Origin of the sequence: Streptomyces sp. NBC_00344 (genome assembly GCF_036088315.1) — a bacterium.
Classification (GTDB): domain Bacteria; phylum Actinomycetota; class Actinomycetes; order Streptomycetales; family Streptomycetaceae; genus Streptomyces.
In genome coordinates this window covers 6,353,515-6,377,685 of the sequence record NZ_CP107996.1, presented here as the reverse complement: position 1 = coordinate 6,377,685, position 24,171 = coordinate 6,353,515, and the positions used below count along the sequence as shown (strand labels likewise).

The following is a 24,171-nucleotide window of genomic DNA, read 5'->3' as shown; positions in this document are numbered from 1 at the left end:
ATCTACCGGGCCTGGCGCAAGATTCTGGACTCCTGCGACGGGGACCGCACCTTCGTGGGCCAGGTGTGGCACTGGCCGGTCTTCCCGAGGATCTGACCTGGGTGGACGCGGGCGAGGGGCCGTGGCCTTCGACCGCGCGGATGGCTTCCGCTGTCTGGTCAATGCGGGGGACACACCCCTTGCCCTGCCCGGGGGCGCGACGGTGCTGCTCTCCAGCGGAGATCTGGACGGACCTCTGTTGCCGTCCGACACCGCGGTGTGGCTGAGCATGTGATCCGCACCGGTACGGCCGGTCCTGAAAGGGCCGGCCGAATCGGCGGACGTCAGCCGGCGACCGTCCCCGCCGGAGCCAGGCCGAGCTTGTCGACGGCCTGGTAGTACGTCCAGGCCAGGGCCGAGCAGGAGGACCCGCTTGCGCCGGTGTAGCCGGCGCACACCCGCTTGAGGTCCTCGTACAGCATGCTGTCGAGCCGGGCCTTGTTGGCGGAGAACGTGCCGGCCGCCTTGTAGTTGCGATAGCCGAAGTCGTGCCGCGCGCAGGCGGTCTGGAACGGGAAGCCGAAGGGATTGTCGGGCGATGAGGAGCAGTAGTCGGTGGACCAGTCGAAACCGTAGGCGCTCCACGCGCCCTGGTTCTGGTCCGCCGAAAGCCAGGAGCTGTAGCTCGATGCGCTGGTCTGGGTCCAGTCGCTGAGCACCTGGTTCTTGTCCGCCGGGGCCGCGGCGGCGGGGGACGCGGCGAGTAAGGCCGCACACAGGGAGAGAGCGACGGCTGCGAGCCGTCTCGTTGATCCGGAGCGCATAGCAGTGACCTCCGTGGGGGGACACGAACGCGAACCGTCCCGGACGGAGCCGTCCGGGACGGATACATGATGCTGCGTCAGGTCCGGACCGCACCAGAGGGCTCGCGCGACCCCTCACACATCGGACACATCAGAGACATCCGGAAGAACACCGGATGTCCGCCCTCGTGGCACGGCCGGTCCGGATGACCGGATCAGGCGTCGGCCCCTGGAAGGTCGAACTCGCACCAGACGGCCTTCCCGTCGCCTCGCGGTTCGACCCCCCAGTGTGCCGCGACGGCGTCGATCAGCATCAGGCCACGCCCCGATGTCGCCGCCTCGCCCGGCGTCCTGCGCCGCGGCCAGGCGCTTGAACGGTCCTTGACCCACAGCCGGATTCTGCGGACCGGATCGGGCAGCACTTCGAGGGTGAGAACGGCACCGCCCTCGGTATGGAGCAGAACATTCCCCAGCAGCTCTCCTGCCGCCAGTTCCACATCGTCGGCAAGCTGGCCGAAGCCCCAGGCCTCCAGCGCGTTGCGCAGCACGGCGCGTGCTTCCGCGAGGCCCTCCGGGTCCGCCTGGTGGATGTACTGGTGGGTCCGGGGTGCCTGGGGAGTCCCCGGGTCGGGATCCCGGCGCAGAACCAGCAGGGCGACGTCGTCGTTCCTCTCCCAGCGCTCCCACAACCGGTCCGCCAGATGGTCCACGAGTTTCTCCGCCTCGTCGGGCCCGCTGCGGACGGTGTCGGCGAGCACCTCCATGCCCGCCGTGATGTCCCGGCCGGACTCCTCGACCAGTCCGTCGGTGCACAGGACGAAGGACTCGCCGGGAACCAGATCCAGACGGGTCTCCGGATACTCCTCCTGCCCGAATTCGGTGGCCAGCCCGAGCGGCAGTCCACCCCGGACGTTCGGCCAGCCGATCCGGCCGTCGGTATGCCGGATGAGCGGCCCCAGATGTCCGGCACGCACGGCTCTCACGCCCCCCGAGGTCAGATCAATCTGCGCATAGGTGCAGGTCGCGAAGCGTTCGGTGTCCAGCTCGGCCAGAAAACGCGAAGCCCGCGCCAAAACCGTCGCCGGAGAGTGCCCCTCACCCGCGTACGCCCGCAGCGCGATCCGCAACTGGCCCATGATGGCGGCGGCGTGTGTGTCGTGGCCCTGTACGTCGCCGACGACGACACCCACCCGCCCGCGGGGCAGCGCGATCACGTCGTACCAGTCGCCACCGACGTCCCTGCCGCTCCAGGCCGCGTGATAGCGCACCGCGATCTCCGCCCCGGCGAACACGGGGAGATGCCGGGGCAGCATGGACGACTGCAGACCGGACGCGAATTCCCTCTCCTGGTCGAAGAGAACGGCGCGCTGCAGGGACTGGGCGACGATGCCCGCGAGCCCCAGGCAGAGGTTGCGGTCCTCCGAAGGGAAGTCGCTGCGTCCCCGGTAGAAGAGGGCAAGTCCGCCGATGGACCGTGCCTGGGCGATCAGCGGGAGGAACGCGGCCGCGTCGAACCCCATACTGCGGACATACGGCCGCAGCCGCCAGAATTCGTGCGAGAGATCGCGCAGCGAGGTCACAAAACGCGACTGCTGGGTGAGTACGGCCTCGGCCAGCGGCATCGAATCGTCGAGGCGGTCGAGTTCCAGCGCGTCCAGGCCGAGCACCGAGTCACCGTCCTGGGCGACGATCCTGAGCGCTCCGCCCTCGACCAGGCCCAGCACCAGCCCGTCGGCGCCGAAGCGTTCCAGACCGCCTTCGCCGGTCAGCACGTCGGTCACGTCATCGACGGTGAGGGCCTTCGACAGCGCGTCGGTGGTGCCCTGGACCATGGTGGTCAGCCGGCGGCGGCCGGCCTCGATCGGGCTGACCACCGTGAATTCGGTGAGCTCGGTGGTGGCGTTGCGCACGATGCCCACGACCCGGTACGGAGCGCCCAGCTCGTCCCGCATGATCCGTCCGCGGACGTGGGTCCACTGCCGTATTCCGTTACGGCGCCTCACCTGGAAGTACACACCGTACGAGGAACGGCCGCTCTCGACGGCCTGCGCCACGGCCCTGTCGAGGCGGATGCCCTCCTCGGGCGGCACCCGGCTCACCAGTGACTCCGGCCTGCCGTCGTACTCGTTGGGGCGCAGATCGAAAACGGCCAGACCTGCCTCGTCGAGCTCGAAGGTCCCGCTCTCCAGATCCCAGTCGAAGCTGCCCATACGGTTCAGGGACAGCCGCTCGCTCGGCCCGATCCGGGGAAGATCTCGTCCTGCCATGCCGCGGCTCCGTGGGAGGACTGTGGGCACCCTTCCGTGCCAGAAGTCTAACTTTCGGCACACATCACCGCATTACGACCGGTGCCGCACGGGCCTTCGCCGGCTGCGCTCCCCTCCGGCGAGGTCACCTGCGCTCCAGGGTCCCCCGGACGAAGGCCGCCTGCCCCGCATGCTGAAGATCGTCGGAGATCACACTGATGAGCCGCACCCCGAGAGTGACCGGCGGGGACCACACCTCGTCCACCACACGGTCCAGTGCCGCGTCATCGAGTCCGCGAACGAATCGCACGGTCTGTTCGTACACGGCGTCGTGGTAGCCGAGCAGCAGGTCCCCACCGGCCTTCACCTTCCCCACCTGGGTGCCGCTCTGCCCGTAGCCGGTCGCATCGCGGGAGAAGGGCAGTTCGAAGCGGTCGCCCCAGCCTCCGGAGTGCCAGACCTGCTCCTGACCTGCCGCGTCGGCCACATGGTCGTCCTGGATCCGGGTCAGATGCCAGACCAGCCAGGCAATGGAATTCGCGCCGTCGTCCAGCCGGGCGCCGAGGTCGTCCGCGGGGAGACCTTCGACCGTGGAGTGCACGACTTCCTGAATGCGTCCGAACGCGTCTGCCAGTAGATCTGCGGATTTCATGGCTGCTCCTCGGCCGGTGCGGGGCCGCCCCGGCCGGCCGCACCGAGGTGGTCTCTACGGACGACCACCATGGCCGCTCATCAACCCCGGCCGTGCGTTCGACACGCTCCGCCGGATCCAGCCGGGTGACTGCGCCGGAGACCGGAGGTGATCGCGGCGGAAAACGGGGCAGGCCAAGAGAGAGGCCACACAGCCCGCCCCGCACGACGGTGGGGTGCCGACCCTAGGAGTTCTCGTATGGCCACGTACGTCATCACCATCCCCGGCACCTTCCTGCAGGAGATCACCGACACCGCCAGGACCACTCTGCTCCGGCAGCTGCGACCCGCGGACCCGAAGCAGACCGCGTTCGGCGAGGCCGAGGACCTGGATCTGCTCACGGTCAACGAGAACGGCACCTTCAGCATCCGGCTGGAAGTCGAGGCCGACGACATCCGCGGTGCCGAGGAGCACGCCAAGGCGACAGCCTCCGCGGCGCTGCGCGACGCGGGTTTCTCGGACCGGACCGCACCGCTGGGCCCCGCGACGGTGACCGGCATCGACACCGGAGCCTGAGACGCACGGGGCCCCTTCACGCTTCGTTCACCGAATGGGCCGCTCTTGTCATTTCCCCCACCGCCGGGGGCACTTAGGATCACCGACGCCCCTGCGAGGCAACGCACGAAGGCCGCCCCAGGGGACACCGTCGGACCGATCTCCCCGGAGGGCCCCGCACCATGCTCCTGAGACCTCTTCACTCCCCCGGCAGAGCGGGCGCCCGCGCCGCTGCCGTGGGGCTCGCGACCGCCATCGCAGCCGCGCTCCTCGCTCCTGCCGGGGCCGCTGCCTCGACCGTGGAACACCCCACCGCTTACGTCGATCCGATGATCGGTACGACAAAGGGGGGCAACACCTACCCCGGGGCGGTCGCGCCCTACGGAATGATCGCGTGGTCGCCGACCAGCACCACCGGCGACCAGACGAACACCGCGGCCGCCAACGGCTACGAATACAACGCGACCCGGATGCGCGGACTCAGCCTCACCCATGTCAACGGGGCCGGCTGCGCCCCCGGCGCGGCGGGCGACGTCCCGATCATGCCGTTCGTGGGTGATGTCTCCTCTTCACCGTCGGCCGATACCAAGGACGCGGTGTACGCGGCCGATTTCCAGCACCGGAACGAGAGCGCCACACCCGGCCGTTACCGGGTGGGGCTCGACTCCGGGGCCTCAGCGGATCTGGCGGTGGGTGAGCGGTCCGGAGTGGCCGACTTCGCGTTTCCCCGGGACAGGCCCGCCAATCTGCTCTTCCGGGTCTCCAACTCGCTCAACGGCAGCGAGGACGCACACATCGACATCGACACCGCGCACCGCAAGGTGACCGGCTGGGTACTCACCGGAGCCTTCTGCGGCCGGCGCGCCAACGGAGGCAGCAACAACCGCAAGAGCTACTACAAGCTCTATTTCAGCGCCTCGTTCGACCGGGCCTTCTCCTCAACCGGAACCTGGAAGGACAGCACGCTCTCCCCCGGCTCGGTTTCCGGTTCCGGAGGCGAGGGGTACGCCACGGGCGCCGATCGGGCAGGACGCGGCTCGGGCGGCTGGGTCGGCTTCGACTCATCGTCTGACAACGATGTCAGGATGCGTCTGGGTATCTCGTACGTCAGCGTTGCGGGCGCCGAGACGAATCTGCGCAAGGAGATCGCCCCGCGTGCGAGCGTGGCCGACATTGCCGGAGTGACCAGCCGGTCGTGGGACCGCGAGCTCCGCTCGATCCGGGTCGGGGGCGGCAGCACCGCCCAGCGGACCACGTTCTACACCGCGCTGTACCGCTCGCTGATGCAGCCGAACCTGATCAGTGACACCGACGGCCGCTATCCCGGCATGGACGGTGCGGCGCACCGGATCGAACGCGGCCAGCAGGCGCAGTACAGCAACTTCTCGGGCTGGGACCAGTACCGGGCGCAGATTCAACTGCTGGCCGTGCTGAAACCGGAGGTGGCCGGTGACTTCGCGCAGTCGCTGTACAACTTCTCCCGCCAGAACGGCGGCATCTGGGACCGGTGGGTGCACATCAGCGGTGCCACCCATGTCATGACCGGCGACCCCACGGCGGCGACGCTGGCCACCTTCTACGCCATGGGTGTCCGCAACTTCGACTACCGCGGTGCCTTCGGCTCCCTGGTGCGCCAGGCCACCGTACCCACCCCCGACGATCTCTCGGACGCGGGCTGCCCCGGACAGTGCACCGGGCAGCGCCCCAATCTCGCGCAGTACCTGACCTCGCACTACGCGCCGCAGGATGTGTGCCACTGCTGGGGCGGAGCGGCGGAGACCCTGGAGGACGCGGTCGCCGACTCCGCACTGGCGAAGTGGGCCGGGCTGCTCGGCCGCGCCGATGAGGCCGCGGAGTTCACCGAGCGGGCGGGCTGGTGGCGCAACGTCTACGACCCCGGCGCCACCGCGGACGGCGGCTACATCCAGGCCCGTAACGCCGACGGCTCCTGGGTGACACCGTTCGCTCCGGGCAGTGATCTGGGCTTCGCGCAGGGCACCAGTGCGACCTACACCTGGATGGTGCCCCAGGACGTGCAGGGGCTGGCCGATGCGATGGGCGGACGTGCCGTCGCGGCGCAGCGGCTCGACGGTTTCTTCCACACGGCGGACGGCTCCTGGTCGGTCAAGGGCGGCGACGCGCTGCGCTACGACCCGACGAACGAGCCGGGAATACATGCTCCCTGGCTCTACAACGCGCTGGGACAGCCGTGGAAGACACAGGACACCGTGCGGGAGATCCTCGACACCGTGTACGGCACGGGGCCCGCGGGTCTGCCGGGCAATGACGATCTGGGCACCATGTCGGCGTGGTACGTCTTCGCGGCCCTCGGTCTCTATCCGCAGACCCCCGGCAGCGCCACGATGCTCCTGGGCACTCCGCTCTTCCCGGACGCCGTGATCAGCCGGGCGGGCCGCGGTGACGTCACGATCACCGCGCCCGGAGCCGACAGCGCACATCGCTACGTCAGCGGAGTGTCCGTCAACGGCCTCAGCAGTGACCGTTCTTGGGCCGGCTCCCGCCTGGTCACCTCGGGCGGCAGGCTGGACTACCGGCTGACGGACCGGCCGGACACGTCATGGGCGACGGCCCCGGGCAGCCTTCCGCGCTGACCTCTCGGAGTGCCGTGCGCAGGCGGCGAGGGGGCCGGGCGGTCCGCTGCCCATCCCCTCGCCGTCCGTCACTCGGGCCTGCCCAGGGCCCAGCCGGACACATCGGCAAGCCGTCCGCGCCACAGCGGCAGCGTCACCGAGTTCACCGCGCCCGCCACCAGAGTGGCGTTCCGCAGATGGATCCACCGGGGCAGTTGCTGTCCTTCGTCCCCGCGGAGCTCACCCATCACCTGATCGACCATCTCGGGGAAACCCGCCATCATCTCCGCGCCGGACGTGTCGAGACGGCGCAAACTCTTCGCCCAGTCGGCCTTCCACGCCTCCTGGTCGATGAGTTCCCCGTAGAGCACTCCGCCCGGAACGTTCAGCGTGACCGGCAGGCTCGACCGGATCTCCTCCCCGAGCAGCCGGACCAGTAGCTGCAGTTGGAGGTCGGGGACGGGCTCGGTGACCGTCGGTGTGGCGTCGCGCTGCGGTTCGGCGGGGCCGGTCATGAAGTGTTCCTCTCGCAGGGGTGGTCTGTCAGCGAACCGGACGTCGTCCGCTGCGGCGCAAGCGCCATGCGGCCCAGACGAGGTCAGCGGCCAGGACCACGATCCCGATGATCAACAGATAGGACAGCCCCGGGGACAGCACGCCGATGATGGCGAGCACCAGGGCCACGATGACGAACAGCAGGACAGGGGTCATAACGGGCCGCCTCCTTCCGCAGGGACCGGGACGGGTTTCAGGGGCGGGCGAGCTGACGTTCGCCGTTGACGCCGGGCTGGTAGGGCAGGTCGTAGTGCGTGAAGACGGCTTTCTCCTCCTCGGCAGGAAGTACGTCGTCCGTGCCCATCGAAGGAGCGCTCTTCACCAGGCCCTTGGGATAGGAGACCTTGACGTAGTCCGGTCCGAGCACGGCGTCCTTCAGCGGGACGAAGACCAGCCGATGGCGTGTCGGCAGCCCGACGAGCACGGTGGCGAATGCCGGTTCGTCGGTGCTCGTGTCGACGTAGACAGCCTCGAGTGACCCGATCCTGCGCCCTTCCGCGTCGAGCACGTCGTGGGTGCGCCATTCACGGATGTCAGCTGGTCGGATCATCTGGCTCTCCTCATGCCGGCCGCCCCCGCGGGGGCGTCTCCGGGCAGCCTCCCGGGCTGCCGCCCCGTCCACACGGTCAGGTCTGTATGGCTCCCGCCTGCCCCACCGGGACGGTTCCAGCGATTCAGCCGGCAGAACTTTTCCGGCCGGGCGGGCGCCGTGCCGCATCCGGTCAGGGACCGTCGTGCTGCCCCGCACTGTCGGCGACCTGCCGCAGAGTGCGCCCGGTACGCACCGACCGCGCGCGCCGGGGGTCCGGTGAGCCGTGGTCCGCGGCCCTGGCGCCGCCCTGCGCCGTCCGCCCGGCCCGCGCGGCGGACTTCTCCTTCGCCTTGATCAGCAGCCACGCCTCGGGCTCGGAGCTGTCGCCGCCGCCGTGGAAACGGGTGAGCGCGTACTCGCCGTGCAGTTTCCTCCCGTCGAGACGGAAGGTCGCATGTCCGCGTTCCAGGGACTGACCGAACGGGACCGGACGGCCCCGCCGGTCGTGGCTGAGGGGGCGGTAGGTGCCCTCGTCCCAGACGATGACCGTTCCGGCGCCGTACTCGCCGTCAGCGATGAGGCCTTCGAAGTCCCGGTATTCCAGCGGATGGTCCTCGGTCGGCACGGCGAGGCGCTTGTCGCGGGGCACGGCGGACGGCCCCTTCGGTACGGCCCAGGATTTCAGCACACCGTCCACCTCCAGCCGGAAGTCGAAGTGCATCCGGCGCGCGTCGTGGATCTGCACCACGAACGAGAGCGCGTCGCCCCTGTCGGGCCCACTGGCGCCTTGTGGTTCCGGCGTCGCGTCGAAGTGCCGCTTCCCCCGGTAGATCCGCAGAGCGTCGTCGTCACTCATGGCAGGGGCCTCCTCGGGGTCAGACGACGGGAGTGTCGGACGGGCCGGCCGCCTTCGCCGGGCGGGCGGACAGCGGGCTCGCGATGTCCTCCAGCGACTTGCCTTCCGCGTCGACGGCGAAGAGAAGGGCGACGACTCCCGCGGCAACCATCAGCGCGGCGCCGATGGAGAACGCCAGGACGGCATCGCCCACCACACCGCTCGATGTGAGGGCGGAGAACACCAGCGGGCCCGAGATACCGCCCGCCGCGGTGCCGATGGCGTAGAAAAAGGCGATCGCCAACGCCCGGGTCTCCATGGGAAAGATCTCGCTGACGGTCAGATACGCGGAACTCGCGCCGGCCGAGGCGAAGAACAGCACCACACACCAGCATGCCGTCATCGTGGTCGCGTTGAGATGCCCCTGGTCGAAGAACCAGGCAGTGAGGAAGAGCAGCAGCCCGGAGAGAATGTACGTTCCCGAGATCATCTTCTTGCGTCCCACGGTGTCGAACAGCTTGCCCAGCACCAGCGGGCCGAGGAAGTTGCCGAGCGCCATGACCGCGAAGAAGTACCCCGTCGAGCCGCTGGACACGTCGAAGAAGTTCACCAGGATCGAGCCGAATCCGAAGGTGATGGCGTTGTAGAGGAAGGCCTGCCCGATGAAGAGCGAGAAACCCAGCACGGCGCGCTTCGGATAGGAGCGGAAGAGCGTCCTGGCGATCTCCGTGAAGGCGATGGTTCTGCGTTGCTCGATGGTGATGGCCTTGCCGGGCGCGGGCAGCGGCTCACCACGCTCCTCCTCGATCTCCCGCTCCACTTCGGAGACGATCCGGTCCGCGCCTTCGGACTGTTCGTGGATGAACATCCAGCGGGGGCTCTCGGGCACATGGCGGCGGACCAGCAGAATGACCAGGCCGAGCACCACACCGAGCGCGAAGGTGAGCCGCCAGCCCACGTCCTTGGGGAAGATGTCGGTGTTGAGTGCCAGAACGGACAGCAGGGCTCCGCCCATGGCGCCCAGCCAGTAGCTGCCGTTGATGATGAGGTCGACCCGGCCCCGGTACTTGCTGGGAATGAGCTCGTCGATGGCGGAGTTGATCGCGGCGTACTCCCCGCCGATGCCGAAGCCGGTGAAGAACCGGAAGAGGAAGAACCACCACACCGAGAAGGACAGCGCCGTCATCGCGGTCGCCGCGAGATAGACCGCAAGGGTGATCAGGAAGAGCTTCTTGCGGCCGTAGCGGTCGGTGAGCCATCCGAAGAACAGGGCGCCCGCGCACGCGCCGGCCACATAGAGCGCCGCGCCCAGGCCGGTGACCTGGCCGTCGGTGATCGGGAGCCCGCTGCCGTCCTCCGACAGCCGGCTGGCGATGTTGCCGACGACGGTGACTTCCAGTCCGTCCAGGATCCAGACGGTTCCGAGACCGATGACGATCATCCAGTGCCAGCGCGACCAGGGGAGCCGGTCGAGACGTGCGGGTACTTCAGTGGTGACGGTTCTGTGCGCGGACTTTCCGGTGGAGCTCATCGGGTTCCTCCTGCCTGCGGCGACTCCGGTGGCGCCGCACCGACGCGCTGCGAGTACCCCAAGATCATCCGTGCAAACAGGGTTCCGCGCCTCCCGGGCGCCCGATTCCGCCAGGAGAACTCCGTCGGCCGGCCGTCCGGGCGTCCGGGCGGTTGCCGCGGGGCGCCGTCAACTCCCGGCGGGGATGCCCGGATATGGCAGTGCCCGTCCCCGGCTGACCGGGAACGGGCACGAGCGCCTGGATCAGGCGGGGACGATGTTCTCCGCCTGCGGGCCCTTCTGGCCCTGCGTGATGTCGAAGTTCACCTTCTGGCCCTCCTGCAGCTCACGGAAGCCCTGGGCGTTGATGTTCGAGTAGTGGGCGAAGACGTCCGGGCCCCCGCCGTCCTGCTCGATGAATCCAAAGCCCTTTTCCGCGTTGAACCACTTAACGGTGCCACTGGCCATGCTTGTGCCCTCCAAGGGGACTCGAAGTCGGTTCCCGCACCGCGCGGGAGCCGGAGGTGATCGCCCTGGTCCTCGGAGACGCCGAACAGCAAACCCGCCCGTGCATGTGCGCACGGGCGAGAGGTACTTCGGAACCACGACAGCTGAGTGAGACGCTACACGGCCGGACGCGTGAGGACCCCGTCGGCTCAACCGTTGGTCCTCTACCGGAGCACATCCGACCCCTTTCGCGGCATTCGATATGACCGCGGGGCTCCCCATGGCCAGGTTTTGACATGGACCTGATCACCGGATTCGGCTACGCTCCCTCCAGCAGAATCTGAGAGCGCTCTCAGTCGGAGCATTCCCGGACAGCTGCCGTTCCATCCCCACGATGCTGGAACCACAGAAGGGCCGGACCCTTGAGACGCAGCACATTGACACGTACCGCACTCTCCGCGCTTCTCGTTCTCGGAACCTGGGCGACCGCCGGGTTCGTCCCCGCGTCCGCCGCGGGCGCACCCTCCTCCCCCGCACCCCAGGCATCCGCCGGGCTGCTCTCGGCGATGCAGCACGACCTGGGGCTGACCCGGGGCCGGGCCCGGGCCCGCCTCGCCGCGGAGCGCACGGCCTCGGCGATCCAGGGAGAGGCGCGCCACGCCGCGGGATCGGCCTACGGAGGCTCCTGGTTCGACGCGAGCGCCGGAAAGCTGACCGTCGCCCTCACCGGTGACGCACGGACCGCATCCGTGCGGGCCACCGGAGCGGCCGTCACCCAGGTCACCCACAGCGCACGCCAACTCGACGCCGTGAAGAAGCGGATGGACGCGGCCGCCGCGCCGGCCGGGGTCAGCAGCTGGCACGTGGACCCGCGGGCCAACCGGGTCATCGTGGATGTCGTCGCGTCGAAGAAGAATGACAACGATGTCCGGAACTTCGTCGCCCGCGCGCGACAGGCCGGCCCTGTCTCTGTCGAAGTGACTCCCGACGCGGCGAAAACGCTCTCCGCCGGGACCGTGGGCGGAGACCCGTACTACACGGGCAACGTCCGATGCTCCATCGGCTTCTCGGTGAACGGGGGCTTCGTCACCGCCGGCCACTGCGGTCAGGCGGGCGCCGCGGTGAGCGGCTGGGACGGGAGTGCGGTCGGCAGTTTTCAGGGATCGTCGTTCCCGGGGAACGACTACGCCTGGGTCAGCGTGGGCAACGGCTGGTGGACGGTCCCGGTGGTTCTCGGCTGGGGCACCGTCTCCGATCAGCTGGTGCGCGGTTCCGACGTGGCCCCCGTCGGTGCTTCGATCTGCCGCTCGGGCTCCACATCCCACTGGCACTGCGGGAACGTGCTGGCCACCAACGAGACCGTCAACTACAGCCAGGGTTCGGTCAGCGAACTCACGAAGACCAGTGTCTGCGCGGAGCCCGGCGACTCCGGCGGCTCCTTCATCAGCGGTGACCAGGCCCAGGGCGTGACATCGGGCGGCTGGGGGAACTGCACCAGCGGCGGCGAGACGTGGTTCCAACCGGTCAACGAGATACTCAATCGGTTCGGCCTCACTCTGACCACGGCCTGACGGCAGGCGGGCCCATGGGCCGGCATCGGCCCGGCGCCGCCGCGGGGGTTCCGCGGAGGATGGGACGCGCTCCCCGCGCGCCCTTACGCCCTGCGGGATCCCCGGTCCGGAAATATGATGCAGGAGACCTCCAACGGACCACAGGCCGAGGTCACCGTCGGAGAACCCGACCTGCCGGCCCACGGCCCGCCCCGTGACGATGAGCCAGTCGTCCCGGTCCGAACGAACGCACCACGGAGCGACCCATGAACCGGCGTCGTCCTTCTCGTTCTGCGACCGCCGACGAGCTGCTCACCACCCTCCAGCAGCTCACCGCACGGGCACGCAGAGAGGTGGAGCTGCAGCAGGCCCGGGTGGAGCTCGCCGAGGCCCTGCAGCGCGAGATGCTGCCGGCCACGCTGCCCGCTCTGCCGGGTCTGCAGACCGCTGCCTGCTACACCCCCGCCCGCAACGGTCTGGACATCGGGGGCGACTGGTACGACGGGTTTCTGCTCCCCGACGGGTCGCTCGGCTTCGCCATCGGGGACGTTCAGGGACACGACGTGGAGGCGGCCGCCTTCATGGGCCAGATTCGCATCGGGATGCGCGCAGTCGCCAGCACATCGGCGGACCCGGGCGAGGTGGTGGGCCGCACCAACGACCTGTTGCTGTCGGTGGACTCGAATCTCTTCGCGACCTGCACGTTCATCCGTTTCGACCCCCTCGTTTGGGAGCTTCAGAGCGTGCGTGCCGGGCATGTGCCCGGGGTGTGGATCTCAGCCGACGGCGGTTCCGGTGTCACGGACGACGAGGGCGGTCTGCCGCTGGGTGTCGAGTCCGGGCAGCACTATCCGGTCACCCGGCAGAGGCTGACGACTGCCGGAGCCCTGGTGCTCGTCACCGACGGCGTCATCGAGGGGCCGTCGTTCCCGATCGACGACGGTCTGGAACAGGTGCGGGAGCGGGCGGCCGCCCTGCCGGCCGGTGCGACGGCAGGCGACCTGGCGAGCGAGGTCATCCGGGCGGCAGGGCTCACCGGTCACCAGGACGACGCCGCTGTGCTCGTGCTGCGCCACGACGCCGCGCCCGGCCGGCCCGGCTGACCGCCGGTCCCGGCCGCGCGTGTCATGTGCGGTGCGGGATCCGGGTGCGGTGTCTGATGGGCTGCGTGATCCGCAGCGAGGCAGCCAGGCGACACACAGCGACCGCGTTGCGGGTGCTCGCCCTCGCCGCCGCCTACTACTTCACGGGACGACTGGGCCTGCTCCGCCAGATCACCGTCGACGGTGCGACCGTCACCCCCATGTGGCCGCCCACCGGTATCGCGCTGGCCGGGCTGCTGTACTGGGGTCTGCGGGTCTGGCCCGGCATCGCCATCGGCGCACTGCTCGCGACCGCTTCGGTCAGCAGCTCGGTCAGCCCGGGCGCCATCGGCATCGTCGCCGGCAACACGCTTGCCCCGATGTGCGCCTTTCTGATTCTGCGCGCGGCCCGCTTCCGTCCCGAACTGGACAGGCTGCGCGATGGAGCGGCGCTGGTCTTCCTGGGCGCACTCCCCGGGATGCTGGTGAGTTCCACAGCCGGGACCGTGTCGCTGCTCCTCGACGACAAGCTGCCTTCCAGCGGCTTCTGGCTTGTCTGGTTCGCCTGGTGGGCCGGGGACACCATGGGCGTCCTCATCATCACGCCCCTCCTGCTGGTCCTGCGAAGGCTACGACTGCCGCGGTTGACCGGCCGATGGGCCGAAGGCATCGCGATGACCGTCGTGGCACTGGCCGTCACCCAAGTGGCCACCCGCAGCCACCTGTCGATGCTGTTCCTGGTGTTTCCCCTGCTCATCTGGGCAGCTCTGCGCTTCCAGCTCGCCGGGAGCGCTCCGTGTGCGGTGCTGGTCGCCGTATCGGCGGTGATCTCAGCCACCGACCGGGCGGGGCCCTTCACCGACCTCACCCTGTTCGAAGTGATGATCAATCTCTCGACGCTCAATGGTTCCGTGGCCGTGACCTCGCTGTTTCTGGCGGCGATCGTCACCGAACACAAGAACATCCGCCGCAGGCTCGAGCGGGCCTGCGAGGAGCTGGCCGATGTGGTGGACCATCTCTCACCTCGACGACCGTCCGCCGGGCTGCCCCCGGGGGACGGCCCACGCTGATCCGCACGGCTGTCTCACCGGCCGTCACGCGTAGGGCGCTTCCCGCTCTGACCGCTGCTCCTCCGAACCGTCCGGATCCTCGGGATCGTCCGGGTCCTGAAGACCGCCGGGCTCCCGGGCCCGGCCGGCGCTCTGTCGTGGCGGCCGCGCAGCACCGAGGCGAGGGCGGCGACCAGGGCCATGACGGTGGCCGCACCGAAGACGGTGGCAAGTCCGTGATGGAAGGGTCCCGAAACCAGTTCCGGGAAAAACCGCTTGCCTGTGAGAATCTGCGTGCTGTGCACCGGCAGTGTGTCCAGCACCCCGCTGGGCCCGAGCAGTTGGCCGACCGGGTTCTTCCCCAGGAACGTGGCGAACAGCGTACTCACCGGCGGCAGCCCCGCCACATCGGCCGCTGTTCCCGCGGGCACTCCCCGTGCCTGAAGACCGCTGCTGAGAGCGTGCGGCAACGAGCCGGCCAGTCCTGAGACCATCAGCGAGAAGGAGAGACCGATCGACAGGGCGGTTCCCGAATTCTGGAACGTGGCGCGCATCCCGGATGCCACCCCCCGCTGCCCGGGCGGCACGCTGCCCATGACTGCCGATGTGTTGGGCGCCGAGAACATCCCCTGCCCCAATCCGCTGAGCAGCAGCAGCCCGGCGAAGGCGGGATACGAGAAGTTCACCGGCAGCGACAGCAGGCCGAGGAAGGCCGCGGCGACGAGAAGCAGCCCGCCGGTGGAGAACAGCCGCGCGCCGTACCGGTCGGAGAGGAATCCGGACAGCGGCCCCGCGATGAGGAACCCGACGGTCAGCGGCAGCATGAAGATGCCGGCCCACAACGGGGTGCTCTCGAAGTCGTAGCCGTGCAGCGGCAGCCAGATCCCCTGCAACCAGATGATGAGCATGAACTGCAGTCCGCCCCGGGCGACCGCAGTGAGCAGCGCCGCCAGATTGCCTGCCGCGAAAGCGCGGATACGGAAGAGACCAAGGTGGAACATCGGTTCGGCCGTCCGGGTCTCGACGAGACAGAACGTCACGAGCAGCAGCACACCCCCACCGAGTCCGCCCAGCACCCAGGGGTTGGTCCAACCGGTCGGACGACCTCCGTAGGGCTGGATTCCGTAGGTGATGGCGGCCAGCAGAATGCCGGCCCCCGCGGTGAAGGTGATGTTGCCTGCCCAGTCGATCCGACCCGCTTTGCGGGAGCCGGTCTCGCGCAGGCTCCGGTACGACCAGACGGTGCCGGTCACGCCGATCGGGACGCTCACCCAGAACACCGCCCGCCAGTCGATGGCGGCCAGCAGCCCGCCTGCGAGCAGTCCGAGGAACTGGCCTGCCAGCGCGGTGATCTGATTGATTCCCAGGGCCATACCGCGCTGCCGGGCGGGGAAGGCGTCGGTGAGGATGGCCGCCGAGTTCGCGGTGAGCATGGACCCGCCGACCGCCTGCACCACCCGGAAGCCGATCAGCCACAGCGCACCCGCGCCACCCGTGAACGGGTCGAGCGACAGGGCGAGTGAGGCACAGGCGAAGACCGCGAAACCCATGTTGTACATCCGGACCCGGCCGAACATGTCGCCGAGTCGGCCCAGAGCGACCACCAGGACGGCGGAGACCAGCAGATAGCCCAGGATCATCCAGAGCAGGTAACCGATGTTCTCCGGGGCGAGCGGATCGAGGCCGATACCGCGGAAGATCGCGGGCAGCGAGATGATGACGATGGAGCTGTCGATGGTCGCGATCAGCACACCGAGAGTGGTGTTGGAGAGTGCGACCCACTTGTAGCGGTCGTCGACGGCGCCCTCGGTGCGCTCCCGGCCGCCCGTCACAGCCTCTCCTCGAGCCGGTCGGGGAGCGGCAGGACCGCCATCGGTCCACGCGGTTCAGCGGGGCTGGACGCCTCGTCGAACACCCCGGCCGGGTGCCAAACGGTTTCCGGCCGTCGGTCGTCCGGTATCCAGCGGCCCGCGCCGGTGTCCACCACGACCGCGCGTCTGCCGTCGGCTGCGGCGGGCGGCTCGCCTGGGGCCGGTGCACGCCCCACGAGATCAGCGAGGGTGCAGCAGACCATGACCTGAGGGCGCACCCGCTCCGGACCGTAGGGCGAGCCCGGGGAATCCGCGCCGTCACGGCCCGGCAGGGCGGGTACCGGGAACTCCGGAAGGGTCGCATCGCCCACCGCCGACACTCCGACCCGGGGCTCTCCGTCCGCCGGCTCCCGCCTGTCGTCCATGCCTACTGACAATAGGCTTACCGACCTGCCGTAACCCGTTCTTGGTCCGGATGGACCACACGGCTCACAACAGTGCCCCCCCCCCGGATACGCCGGGCCCCCTCCGGTTCCGCGCCTACTTCTCCCCGGACTCCGCCTGCTGTTCTTCCCTGGCTGCGGCATACCCCCGCAGCCAGGCAGCCCGCAGCGGATCGCCCGCGGAATACGGGCAGTCGGCCACCTGCTCGCCCAGGGTGTGTGCCAGGCGCCCTTCCCTGAGTGCCACCATCATGTCGCCTCGCGTCGCCAACTCGGCCGCCCTCCCCGGGGATCGGATCACTGATTACCTCCTCCAGGGTGCCGGAAAGCCCCGGCCGGCCTGCAGGCCGGCCGTACTGGTCTCTGTTGCGACCGGCGGGACGAACGGGCGGCCACCCGGCCCGGCGGCTGCCCCGGGCGGCACGCTCCGGGCTCGGCCTTCCCCCCGGCTCCTCGACACCAGGCCGCGAATGAAGTGCAGCGAGCCTCTGAAGATGTCCTCGACCTGGTCGTCGGGCAGTCCGGCCCAGCCATCGGGCGACGGCGAGGCCGCCGCCCGAACCGACCTCCCGCTCGTGGTCCATGTCCACGGAGGCAGCTTCGTGGGCCGGCAGTGCAGTGCGACCGGGGACCAGTCGTCAGGCCGGGTTCGACGTGCCGGTGACGACGTCCACCGCGTGGCGGCGGTGGGCGGCGAAGAGGGGGAGCGCGGCCTGGAGGTCGCGGGCGCGCAGGGCGTCGGCCAGTGCACAGTGCTCTCGGGGGACGCAGCCGAGGTAGCCCTCGGTGCTGAGGCCGATGCGGGTCAGCAGGAAGAGGTGGACCTGGCAGCGGATGGTCTCCCAGGCTGCGGCGAGACGCTGGTGGCCGGTGGCGGCGAACACGGCGTCGTGGAAGGCGATGTCCAGGCGGACCATGGTGTGCGGGTCCGTAGTGCGGTCCATCCCGCCGGCCGCCTTCTCGATGGCGGCGATGTCCTCCTCGGAGGCGTGCGCAATGACCTGCTGGACGGCGAGGTCCTCGAGCGCGCCGCGCAGGCTGTCGAGCTCGGCGACATCCCCGGTGGACAGCGTCGTGACCACGGTGCCGCGGTGCCAGGCGCAGTGCACGAGCCCCTCGCGCTCCAGGACGCGCAGAGCCTCACGCACCGGGCCCCTGCTGACCTGCAGTACGCCGGAGAGTTCGACTTCTCGCAGCGGTGCCCCGGGGGCGTAGGCACCGCTGAAGATCGCCTCCCGGATCCGGTCGGCGACCTCGTCGGCCAGCCCGCGCCGGCGGGCGGGGGCCACCGCGCGATCACCTTGGACTTGCGTCTTCTCCATGTCGTGATGTTAACATTCCAACATTGTCCTAATGTTTACATTAAGACAATGGAAGCCGGGTCGTCCGGCCAGGGAGGAGGCGATCTCCCATGACGGTGTTCCAGATCGGTGCCGCCGGAGGTGTCGGCAAGCGGCATCGATCACCGACCACGAAAGAAGCACCACCCCCATGAGTTCCCTGTTCACCCCCCTCATCCTGCGATCCCTTCAGATACCCAACCGGGTGTGGATGTCCCCGATGTGCATGTACTCCGCCGCCCCCGAAGGCCCGGACACCGGTGCGCCGACCGACTTCCACCTCACCCACCTGGCCTCCCGAGCCGCCGGCGGCGCAGGTCTGGTCATGGCCGAGGCCACCGGCGTACGCCCCGACGGGCGCATCAGCCCCTGGGACCTGGGCCTGTGGAACGGCCGCCAGCAGGAGGCGTTCACCCGCATCACCGCGGCCATCAAGGCCCACGGCGCCGTCCCTGCCATCCAGCTCGCCCACGCGGGCCGCAAAGCGTCCGTCGACAAGCCCTGGCTGTCCGACCGCTACCTGACCGGGGGCGAGAACGGCTGGCAGCCCGTCGCCCCCAGCGCGATCGCGTACGCCGGACTGGCCGTTCCGCACCAGCTGACAATGGACGAGATCCAACAGCTCGTACGCGACTTCGCCGACTCCGCGAGGCGCGCGCTGGCCGCCGGTTTCCAGGTAGCAGAGGTCCACGGCGCCCACGGCTACCTGATCAACTCTTTCCTCTCCCCGGTCTCCAACCACCGCACCGACGCCTACGGCGGCACCTTCGAGAACCGCATCCGCTTCGCCCTCGAGGTCGTCGACGCCGTCCGCGCCGTGTGGCCGGAGGACCTGCCGGTCTTCTTCCGCACCTCGGCCACCGACTGGCTGACCGAGAACTCGGAGGACGAGCGCGAGGGCTGGACCGGGGAGGACACCGTCCGCCTCGCCAAGGAGCTCCAGGCCCACGGCGTCGACCTGCTCGACGTATCCACCGGCGGCATGGTGCGCGACGCGAAGATCGTCGCCGGGCCGGACTACCAGGTGCCCTTCGCGGACCAGGCTCGCAACCAGACCGGCATTCCCACCGCCGCCGTCGGCATCATCACCGAGCCGCAGCAGGCCGAGGACGTCATCACGAACGGGCAGGCCGACGCGGTCTTCCTCGGCCGTGAACTCCTGCGCAACCCCTACTGGCCTCAGCACGCCGCCCTCGCGCTCGGCACCGAGCCGGCCTGGCCGGACCAGTACGCCTACGTCGTCAAGCGCCGCAAGCGCTGACACCCCCCACACATCCTCATCACTACAGGCCGTGCTGCCCCCACAAGGCAGCAGCGTGCCGAGCCATCTCATCGGGAGATCCCCATGAACCACCTTCAGGAGAAGGTCGTCGTCATCACCGGCGCCTCCTCGGCATCGGCGCCGTCAGCGCCAAGGCCCTCGCCGCCCGCGGAGCCAAGGTCGTCGCCGCGGCCCGCGGCCAGGGAGCCCTCGAGCAGCCCGCCGACGTCACCGTCAACGACCTGATCCTTTCCCCCACCCGTCAGAACGGGTAAGCGCCAGACACTCCACGCCGCACGGAAGGAACCCGACCATGACCGTTCTCGACTCCCCCGTTCCCCGCTTCCACCTCGCCGTCCCGGTCGACGACCTCGACGCCGCCCGCACCTTCTACGGGGGGACGCTCGGCCTGGAACAGGGCCGCAGCGCCGACACCTGGGTGGACTGGAACCTGCACGGCCACCAGTTCGTCACCCACCTCGCCCCGGCCCGCACCGAACAGATACACAACCCGGTCGACGGCCACGACGTCCCCGTACCGCACTTCGGGCTGATCCTCACCATCGACGCCTTCCACCGGCTCGCCGACCGGCTGCGGGCCGCGGACACCGACTTCGTCATCGAGCCCTATGTGCGCTTCGCAGGCGAAACCGGCGAGCAGTGGACGATGTTCCTGCTCGACCCAGCCGGCAACGCCCTGGAGTTCAAGGCGTTCGCCGACGACTCCCAAGTGTTCGCCGCCTGACATCTTCTGTGAGCGGTGGCTTCTGGAGGGGCTGCCCGCCTGATCCATCGGGCAGCCCCTGTTCGATAGGTGGTCGCTCCTGAAAACAGTCACCCGCCCGATGGTCCGCCTGCCGTGATCATTTTTCATGAGTCGTTGCAATGACTGCATTCCTGAAACACCCTCATGAGGCGCTCCAGGGTTGAGCGACGACTTCACGTGCGTGGAAGCGCACGCCTGCCCGATGGTCACCTGCGGCCGCCCCGGCAGGCTCCCCGTGCCGGACCGGCAAGGGCAAGGTGGCCGTCCGGTACCACACCGCCCGCTTCCGCCTGGCGCCCCAACTGGCCAAGACGATCAGCGCAAGGGCCGGGCTCCCAGCGTCGCGAGCATCTGCCGCGCGCTCGCCGAGCACAAGAAGAGGGAGGCGTACCCCGAGGACGTCGCCCGGGCGCACGCCGACTTCGCCGACCTCCAGGACGTCGACGAGTTCCCCCAGCCCCGACCGGCCCGCATCCTCACGCCGTACGCCGAGACGTGACGAGCCGCCCTTGCTCCAAGATCATCACGTGGCGGGTTTCTGCCGTATCCGGGGCATGCCCCTATGCGGGGCTGCGGCCACGGGCGCCACTCCCGCATCCGGAACCCCGTGTCGCCGCGCCGGCTCCGGCGCCAGTCGCCGCCGTGCACGAAGAGCACCAGGGGCCGCTCCCAGGCCGTTGGCCGCCTGCAGCCACAGATCCAGCTCCAGCTCCAGCTCCAGCGGGCGGCTGCCGTCGTGAGCCGCGTAGGGGATACCGCGCAACAGGTGCACGCCCGGTTCGCAGGGCGAGGAGTGCGGCGGCGGGGCGAGGCCGGGGTGCGGCGCCGCTATCTGCTCCCGCAGGGACCTCCCGGCGCTCACCCGTTCCTCCACTCGTGACCGGGGAGGAACCGCACGTCGAACTGCTGGGGTATGCCGGCGAACTTGTCGGGGCCGGGGACGACGGGAGCGAGCGGCAGGCCGAGCCGGTCGGTGGGGGCGCCGAAGTTCTCGAAGAACCGCTCGAACGTGCCGCCGGGGCCTGCCGCGACCCCGACGACCTGGCTGTGGTGCCGCTCGATGCGGTAGGCGTGCGGGCAGTTCCTGGGCACATAGCCGAAGTCGCCGGGTGTGAGCAGCTTCTCCTGCTGGTCGCCTCCGGTGTCCTCGACGAACAGGCGGACCGCACCGGCGGTGACGTAGAAGACCTCGTAGGTGTCGGCATGAACGTGTGCCGGGATGATGTCGCCCTTGGGCCCTTCGACGGTGAAGAAATTGAAGGAGTTCTCGTTCTGCTCGCCGCCCGCGTAGACGGTGATCAGGTCACCGAACAGATGGGCACGGTCTCCCTCGCCCTTCTCGATGAAGTAGGGCGTGCCCGGCTCGGGCGGAATGCGCGAAGCCTGCCGGTAGGCGGTGGCGTACTCGAAGGTCATGGGTCCCTCCAGGACTCCGGCGGCGAATGTCAGGCAGCCTGACATAATGGTTTGCCGTAAGGCAAGCCATCGGCAATGATTCGGACCGCCCCGCCACCGCCGTGAGGAACTGATGCACGCCACCGGCCGCACGCTCCCCCAGCTGCTCACCGAAGCCCGGCGCTGGTTCGAGGAGGCCCTGCTGGCGTCCATGGAAAGCGCCGGAGCAACCCCCGTTTCGGCTGCTCAGATCCAGCTCTTCGCCGTGCTGGATGAGCACGGCACCACGGTGTCCGAGCTGGCCCGGCGGACCGGGGTCACCCGGCAGAGCGCGCACCAGGCCGTGCACGGCCTGGTGGCGGCCGGGCTGCTCGAGCAGGCTCCCGATCCCGCCTCCGGCCGGCAGCGGCTGATCAGACGCACCCCTGAGGGCGAACGCACCCACCACCAGGCGGAGCTCGTTCTCGAAAGGGTGGAGGCAGAGCTTGCCGCGCGCATCGGCCACCGGGCGGTCGATGCGCTGCGTGCCGCACTGGAGACGCCCTGGGGTTCGCCGCCTGCCCTTCGGCGATGAAGCGGGTATCCCTGATACTGGAGATGCCGACCCCTCCCGGACCGGATCGGGTCAGCGTCAGTCCCGCCGGAAGCCGACAGGAATCGCCAGGATCCGCAACTGTCCATACCTGACTTGACCAGGCAGGACACCGGAACCGGGCCCACCTGCGAAACGGGAGGTACCCATGAGGATGCTCATCAACGTTCCGGAAACCGTGGTCGCGGACGCCCTGCGCGGCATGGCGGCCGCCCATCCCGAACTCAATGTGGATGTCGAGAACCGGGTGGTCGTGCGGCGCGATGCGCCGGCGCCCGGAAAGGTCGGCCTGGTGTCGGGCGGCGGATCCGGGCATGAACCGCTGCACGGCGGTTTCGTCGGTCCCGGCATGCTCGCAGCCGCGTGTCCCGGCGAGGTCTTCACCTCACCCGTGCCCGACCAGATGGTGCGCGCGGCGGCAGCGGTCGACAGTGGCGAAGGCGTGCTGTTCATCGTGAAGAACTACACGGGCGACGTGCTGAACTTCGACATGGCCGCCGAGCTCGCCGAGGACGAGGGCGTACGGATCGCCAAGGTGCTGGTCAACGACGACGTGGCGGTGACCGACAGCCTGTTCACCGCGGGCCGGCGAGGTACCGGGGCCACACTCTTCGTCGAGAAGCTGGCGGGGGCGGCGGCCGAGGAGGGCGCCCCCCTGGAGCGGGTGGAGGCCATCGCCCGGCGGGTCAACGAGCGTGCACGCTCCTTCGGGGTCGCACTGAGCGCCTGTACGACACCGTCCAAGGGAAGCCCGACCTTCGATCTGCCCGCCGGGGAACTCGAACTCGGTGTGGGCATCCACGGCGAGCCCGGGCGCGAACGGCGCGCGATGATGACCTCCCGGGAGATCGCGGACTACTCGGTGAACGCCGTCCTGGAGGACCTGCGTCCGAACGGGCCCGTGCTCGCCCTGGTGAACGGCATGGGAGCGACCCCGCTGCTGGAGCTGTACGGCTTCAATGCCGAAGTGCAGCGCGTACTGGCCGAGCGTGACGTGTCTGTGGCTCGTACGCTCGTGGGGAACTATGTGACGTCGCTCGACATGGCGGGCTGCTCGGTGACGCTCTGCCAGGTCGACGAGGAGCTTCTGCGACTGTGGGACGCACCGGTGAAGACCCCGGCGCTGCGCTGGGGTTGCTGACCGCCGCGTCCCCGCCCGTTCCGTGCACCGACTCAACAGGGAGGCCCTGTGCTCGACGCCGAATTCTTCCGCCGCTGGATGACCACGACGGCCGAGACCGTCGAAAGAGAGGCGGATCGGCTGACCGAACTGGATTCGGCCATCGGCGACGCCGACCACGGCAGCAATCTGCGGCGCGGGTTCGCCGCGGTGACGGCCGTACTGGAGAAGGACAACCCGGACACCCCCGGAGCGGTGCTGACGCTCGCGGGGCGGCAGCTGATCTCCACGGTCGGCGGCGCTTCGGGACCGCTCTACGGAACGCTGCTGCGCAGCACCGGCAAGGCGCTCGGTGATGCCGCCGAGGTCACCCGGGAACAGCTGGCCGATGCCCTGTCCGCTGGTGTGGCGGCCGTGGGCCGGCTCGGCGGAGCGGCAGCCGGTGACAAGACGATGCTCGACGCGCTGCTGCCGGCCGCCGAATCACTCAGCGAGTCCTTCGAGGCCGCTGCCGCCGCGGCCGAGACGGGAGCGCTCGCGACCGTACCACTGCAGGCGCGCAAGGGACGGGCGAGTTATCTCGGCGAGCGCAGCATGGGCCACCAGGATCCAGGTGCGGCCTCGTCCGCGCTGTTGATCGGCGCGCTCGCGGACGTGGCGTCATGAGCGGGCTGGTGGGCATCGTGCTGGTGTCGCACAGCGCCCCGGTGGCGTCTGCCGTCGCCGAGCTGGCCACCGGGCTCACGGGCGGTTCGACGACCGCCCCGGTCGCGGCCGCCGGCGGCACACCCGACGGTGGCCTCGGCACCAGTTCGGAGCTGATCGTAGCGGCGGCCGCCGCCGTGGACCGGGGCGCGGGCGTCGCGGTCCTGGTGGACCTCGGCAGCGCGGTGCTGACCGTCAAGACACTGCTGGCCGAGGGCGACGAGCTTCCGGACGGCACCCGGTTGATCGACGCGCCGTTCGTGGAAGGTGCGGTGGCCGCCCTGGTCACGGCCTCGGCGGGCGGCGATCTGAACGCGGTGCAAGCGGCGGCGACCGAGGCGTACGACTACCGCAAGACCTGAGCGCGGCCCGG

The 24,171-nt window shown here is 69.5% G+C and carries 27 protein-coding genes; 12 read left to right on the top strand and 15 right to left on the bottom strand.

Features of this window, described 5'->3' with window-relative positions; genetic code table 11:
* The first annotated feature begins 121 nt into the window (after window positions 1-121).
* Window positions 122-274 (top strand): hypothetical protein, encoded by a 153-nt coding sequence (locus tag OHS16_RS28955; protein WP_328540192.1) that lies wholly within the window; start codon window positions 122-124, stop codon window positions 272-274.
* A gap of 49 nt (window positions 275-323) precedes the next feature.
* On the opposite strand, the gene OHS16_RS28950 is transcribed toward OHS16_RS28955, so the two are convergent.
* From OHS16_RS28950 to OHS16_RS28940, 3 genes are all read right to left on the bottom strand, one after another.
* Complete coding sequence (locus OHS16_RS28950) at window positions 324-803, bottom strand: phospholipase (protein ID WP_328540191.1); 480 nt, start codon at window positions 801-803, stop codon at window positions 324-326.
* 194 nt (window positions 804-997) lie between these two features.
* On the bottom strand, window positions 998-3,049 hold the full coding sequence (locus OHS16_RS28945) for a SpoIIE family protein phosphatase (RefSeq protein WP_328540190.1): 2,052 nt from the start codon (window positions 3,047-3,049) through the stop codon (window positions 998-1,000).
* Window positions 3,050-3,173: 124 nt separating this feature from the next.
* Complete coding sequence (locus OHS16_RS28940; RefSeq protein WP_328540189.1) at window positions 3,174-3,680, bottom strand: mycothiol transferase; 507 nt, start codon at window positions 3,678-3,680, stop codon at window positions 3,174-3,176.
* Between the two features lie 237 nt (window positions 3,681-3,917).
* Between OHS16_RS28940 and OHS16_RS28935 the strand changes: the two genes are divergently transcribed.
* Window positions 3,918-4,235, top strand: a complete 318-nt coding sequence (locus OHS16_RS28935) for a DUF6204 family protein (RefSeq protein WP_328540188.1) — start codon at window positions 3,918-3,920, stop codon at window positions 4,233-4,235.
* 161 nt (window positions 4,236-4,396) lie between these two features.
* Window positions 4,397-6,826, top strand: coding sequence for a GH92 family glycosyl hydrolase (locus OHS16_RS28930; RefSeq protein WP_328540187.1), 2,430 nt, complete (start codon window positions 4,397-4,399; stop codon window positions 6,824-6,826).
* A 68-nt stretch (window positions 6,827-6,894) separates the two neighbouring features.
* On the opposite strand, the gene OHS16_RS28925 is transcribed toward OHS16_RS28930, so the two are convergent.
* The 6 genes from OHS16_RS28925 to OHS16_RS28900 all read right to left on the bottom strand — a co-directional run bounded on the left by OHS16_RS28925 (window position 6,895) and on the right by OHS16_RS28900 (window position 10,705).
* The gene (locus OHS16_RS28925; protein ID WP_328540186.1) at window positions 6,895-7,320 is read right to left on the bottom strand and encodes a hypothetical protein; all 426 of its coding nucleotides are present in this window, start codon (window positions 7,318-7,320) and stop codon (window positions 6,895-6,897) included.
* 28 nt (window positions 7,321-7,348) lie between these two features.
* Entirely contained in the window at window positions 7,349-7,516 is a 168-nt protein-coding gene (locus OHS16_RS28920; protein WP_328540185.1) for a hypothetical protein, read from the bottom strand.
* 37 nt (window positions 7,517-7,553) lie between these two features.
* Window positions 7,554-7,910 (bottom strand): PRC-barrel domain-containing protein, encoded by a 357-nt coding sequence (locus tag OHS16_RS28915; RefSeq protein WP_328540184.1) that lies wholly within the window; start codon window positions 7,908-7,910, stop codon window positions 7,554-7,556.
* 172 nt (window positions 7,911-8,082) lie between these two features.
* Window positions 8,083-8,748 carry a DNA polymerase ligase N-terminal domain-containing protein gene (locus tag OHS16_RS28910; RefSeq protein ID WP_328540183.1) on the bottom strand — a complete coding sequence of 222 codons (666 nt, stop codon included), beginning with the start codon at window positions 8,746-8,748 and terminating at the stop codon, window positions 8,083-8,085.
* Window positions 8,749-8,767: 19 nt separating this feature from the next.
* Window positions 8,768-10,258 (bottom strand): MFS transporter, encoded by a 1,491-nt coding sequence (locus tag OHS16_RS28905; RefSeq protein ID WP_328540182.1) that lies wholly within the window; start codon window positions 10,256-10,258, stop codon window positions 8,768-8,770.
* Window positions 10,259-10,501: 243 nt separating this feature from the next.
* Window positions 10,502-10,705, bottom strand: coding sequence for a cold-shock protein (locus tag OHS16_RS28900; protein ID WP_164262258.1), 204 nt, complete (start codon window positions 10,703-10,705; stop codon window positions 10,502-10,504).
* A gap of 416 nt (window positions 10,706-11,121) precedes the next feature.
* Here OHS16_RS28900 and OHS16_RS28895 point away from each other — a divergent pair, with 416 nt between their 5' ends.
* The 3 genes from OHS16_RS28895 (at window position 11,122) to OHS16_RS28885 (ending at window position 14,386) form a co-directional block, all read left to right on the top strand.
* The gene (locus OHS16_RS28895; RefSeq protein ID WP_328540181.1) at window positions 11,122-12,255 is read left to right on the top strand and encodes a S1 family peptidase; all 1,134 of its coding nucleotides are present in this window, start codon (window positions 11,122-11,124) and stop codon (window positions 12,253-12,255) included.
* A 245-nt stretch (window positions 12,256-12,500) separates the two neighbouring features.
* The gene (locus OHS16_RS28890) at window positions 12,501-13,337 is read left to right on the top strand and encodes a PP2C family protein-serine/threonine phosphatase (RefSeq protein ID WP_328540180.1); all 837 of its coding nucleotides are present in this window, start codon (window positions 12,501-12,503) and stop codon (window positions 13,335-13,337) included.
* A gap of 65 nt (window positions 13,338-13,402) precedes the next feature.
* Entirely contained in the window at window positions 13,403-14,386 is a 984-nt protein-coding gene (locus OHS16_RS28885) for an MASE1 domain-containing protein (protein WP_328540179.1), read from the top strand.
* 14 nt (window positions 14,387-14,400) lie between these two features.
* Here the strand turns inward: OHS16_RS28885 and OHS16_RS28880 are convergent, their stop codons facing one another.
* From OHS16_RS28880 to OHS16_RS28865, 4 genes are all read right to left on the bottom strand, one after another.
* Window positions 14,401-16,197, bottom strand: a complete 1,797-nt coding sequence (locus tag OHS16_RS28880; RefSeq protein ID WP_328540178.1) for an MFS transporter — start codon at window positions 16,195-16,197, stop codon at window positions 14,401-14,403.
* Window positions 16,194-16,601, bottom strand: a complete 408-nt coding sequence (locus tag OHS16_RS28875) for a MarR family transcriptional regulator (protein WP_328540177.1) — start codon at window positions 16,599-16,601, stop codon at window positions 16,194-16,196. The genes OHS16_RS28880 and OHS16_RS28875 overlap by 4 nt, the downstream gene beginning before the upstream one ends.
* A 115-nt stretch (window positions 16,602-16,716) precedes the next feature.
* On the bottom strand, window positions 16,717-16,920 hold the full coding sequence (locus tag OHS16_RS28870) for an Rmf/CrpP fold protein (RefSeq protein ID WP_328540176.1): 204 nt from the start codon (window positions 16,918-16,920) through the stop codon (window positions 16,717-16,719).
* Between the two features lie 337 nt (window positions 16,921-17,257).
* On the bottom strand, window positions 17,258-17,941 hold the full coding sequence (locus OHS16_RS28865; RefSeq protein WP_328540175.1) for a GntR family transcriptional regulator: 684 nt from the start codon (window positions 17,939-17,941) through the stop codon (window positions 17,258-17,260).
* A gap of 169 nt (window positions 17,942-18,110) precedes the next feature.
* On the opposite strand from OHS16_RS28865, the gene OHS16_RS28860 reads away from it, so the two are divergent.
* Together OHS16_RS28860 and OHS16_RS28855 are read left to right on the top strand one after the other, a co-directional pair.
* The gene (locus tag OHS16_RS28860; RefSeq protein ID WP_328540174.1) at window positions 18,111-19,220 is read left to right on the top strand and encodes an NADH:flavin oxidoreductase/NADH oxidase; all 1,110 of its coding nucleotides are present in this window, start codon (window positions 18,111-18,113) and stop codon (window positions 19,218-19,220) included.
* 313 nt (window positions 19,221-19,533) lie between these two features.
* Window positions 19,534-19,965 (top strand): VOC family protein, encoded by a 432-nt coding sequence (locus OHS16_RS28855; RefSeq protein WP_328540173.1) that lies wholly within the window; start codon window positions 19,534-19,536, stop codon window positions 19,963-19,965.
* A gap of 544 nt (window positions 19,966-20,509) precedes the next feature.
* On the opposite strand, the gene OHS16_RS28845 is transcribed toward OHS16_RS28855, so the two are convergent.
* Complete coding sequence (locus OHS16_RS28845; protein ID WP_328540171.1) at window positions 20,510-20,848, bottom strand: hypothetical protein; 339 nt, start codon at window positions 20,846-20,848, stop codon at window positions 20,510-20,512.
* Window positions 20,845-21,402 carry a quercetin 2,3-dioxygenase gene (locus tag OHS16_RS28840; RefSeq protein ID WP_328540170.1) on the bottom strand — a complete coding sequence of 186 codons (558 nt, stop codon included), beginning with the start codon at window positions 21,400-21,402 and terminating at the stop codon, window positions 20,845-20,847. The genes OHS16_RS28845 and OHS16_RS28840 overlap by 4 nt, the downstream gene beginning before the upstream one ends.
* A gap of 112 nt (window positions 21,403-21,514) precedes the next feature.
* On the opposite strand from OHS16_RS28840, the gene OHS16_RS28835 reads away from it, so the two are divergent.
* The 4 genes from OHS16_RS28835 to OHS16_RS28820 all read left to right on the top strand — a co-directional run bounded on the left by OHS16_RS28835 (window position 21,515) and on the right by OHS16_RS28820 (window position 24,160).
* A complete protein-coding gene (locus OHS16_RS28835) occupies window positions 21,515-21,955 on the top strand; it encodes a MarR family winged helix-turn-helix transcriptional regulator (RefSeq protein WP_328540169.1) in 441 nt (146 codons plus the stop codon).
* Window positions 21,956-22,121: 166 nt separating this feature from the next.
* On the top strand, window positions 22,122-23,114 hold the full coding sequence (dhaK, locus tag OHS16_RS28830; RefSeq protein ID WP_328540168.1) for a dihydroxyacetone kinase subunit DhaK: 993 nt from the start codon (window positions 22,122-22,124) through the stop codon (window positions 23,112-23,114).
* A 48-nt stretch (window positions 23,115-23,162) separates the two neighbouring features.
* Window positions 23,163-23,759, top strand: a complete 597-nt coding sequence (dhaL, locus tag OHS16_RS28825) for a dihydroxyacetone kinase subunit DhaL (protein WP_328540167.1) — start codon at window positions 23,163-23,165, stop codon at window positions 23,757-23,759.
* Window positions 23,756-24,160, top strand: a complete 405-nt coding sequence (locus OHS16_RS28820; RefSeq protein WP_328540166.1) for a PTS-dependent dihydroxyacetone kinase phosphotransferase subunit DhaM — start codon at window positions 23,756-23,758, stop codon at window positions 24,158-24,160. The genes dhaL and OHS16_RS28820 overlap by 4 nt, the downstream gene beginning before the upstream one ends.
* The last annotated feature ends 11 nt before the right edge of the window (window positions 24,161-24,171 follow it).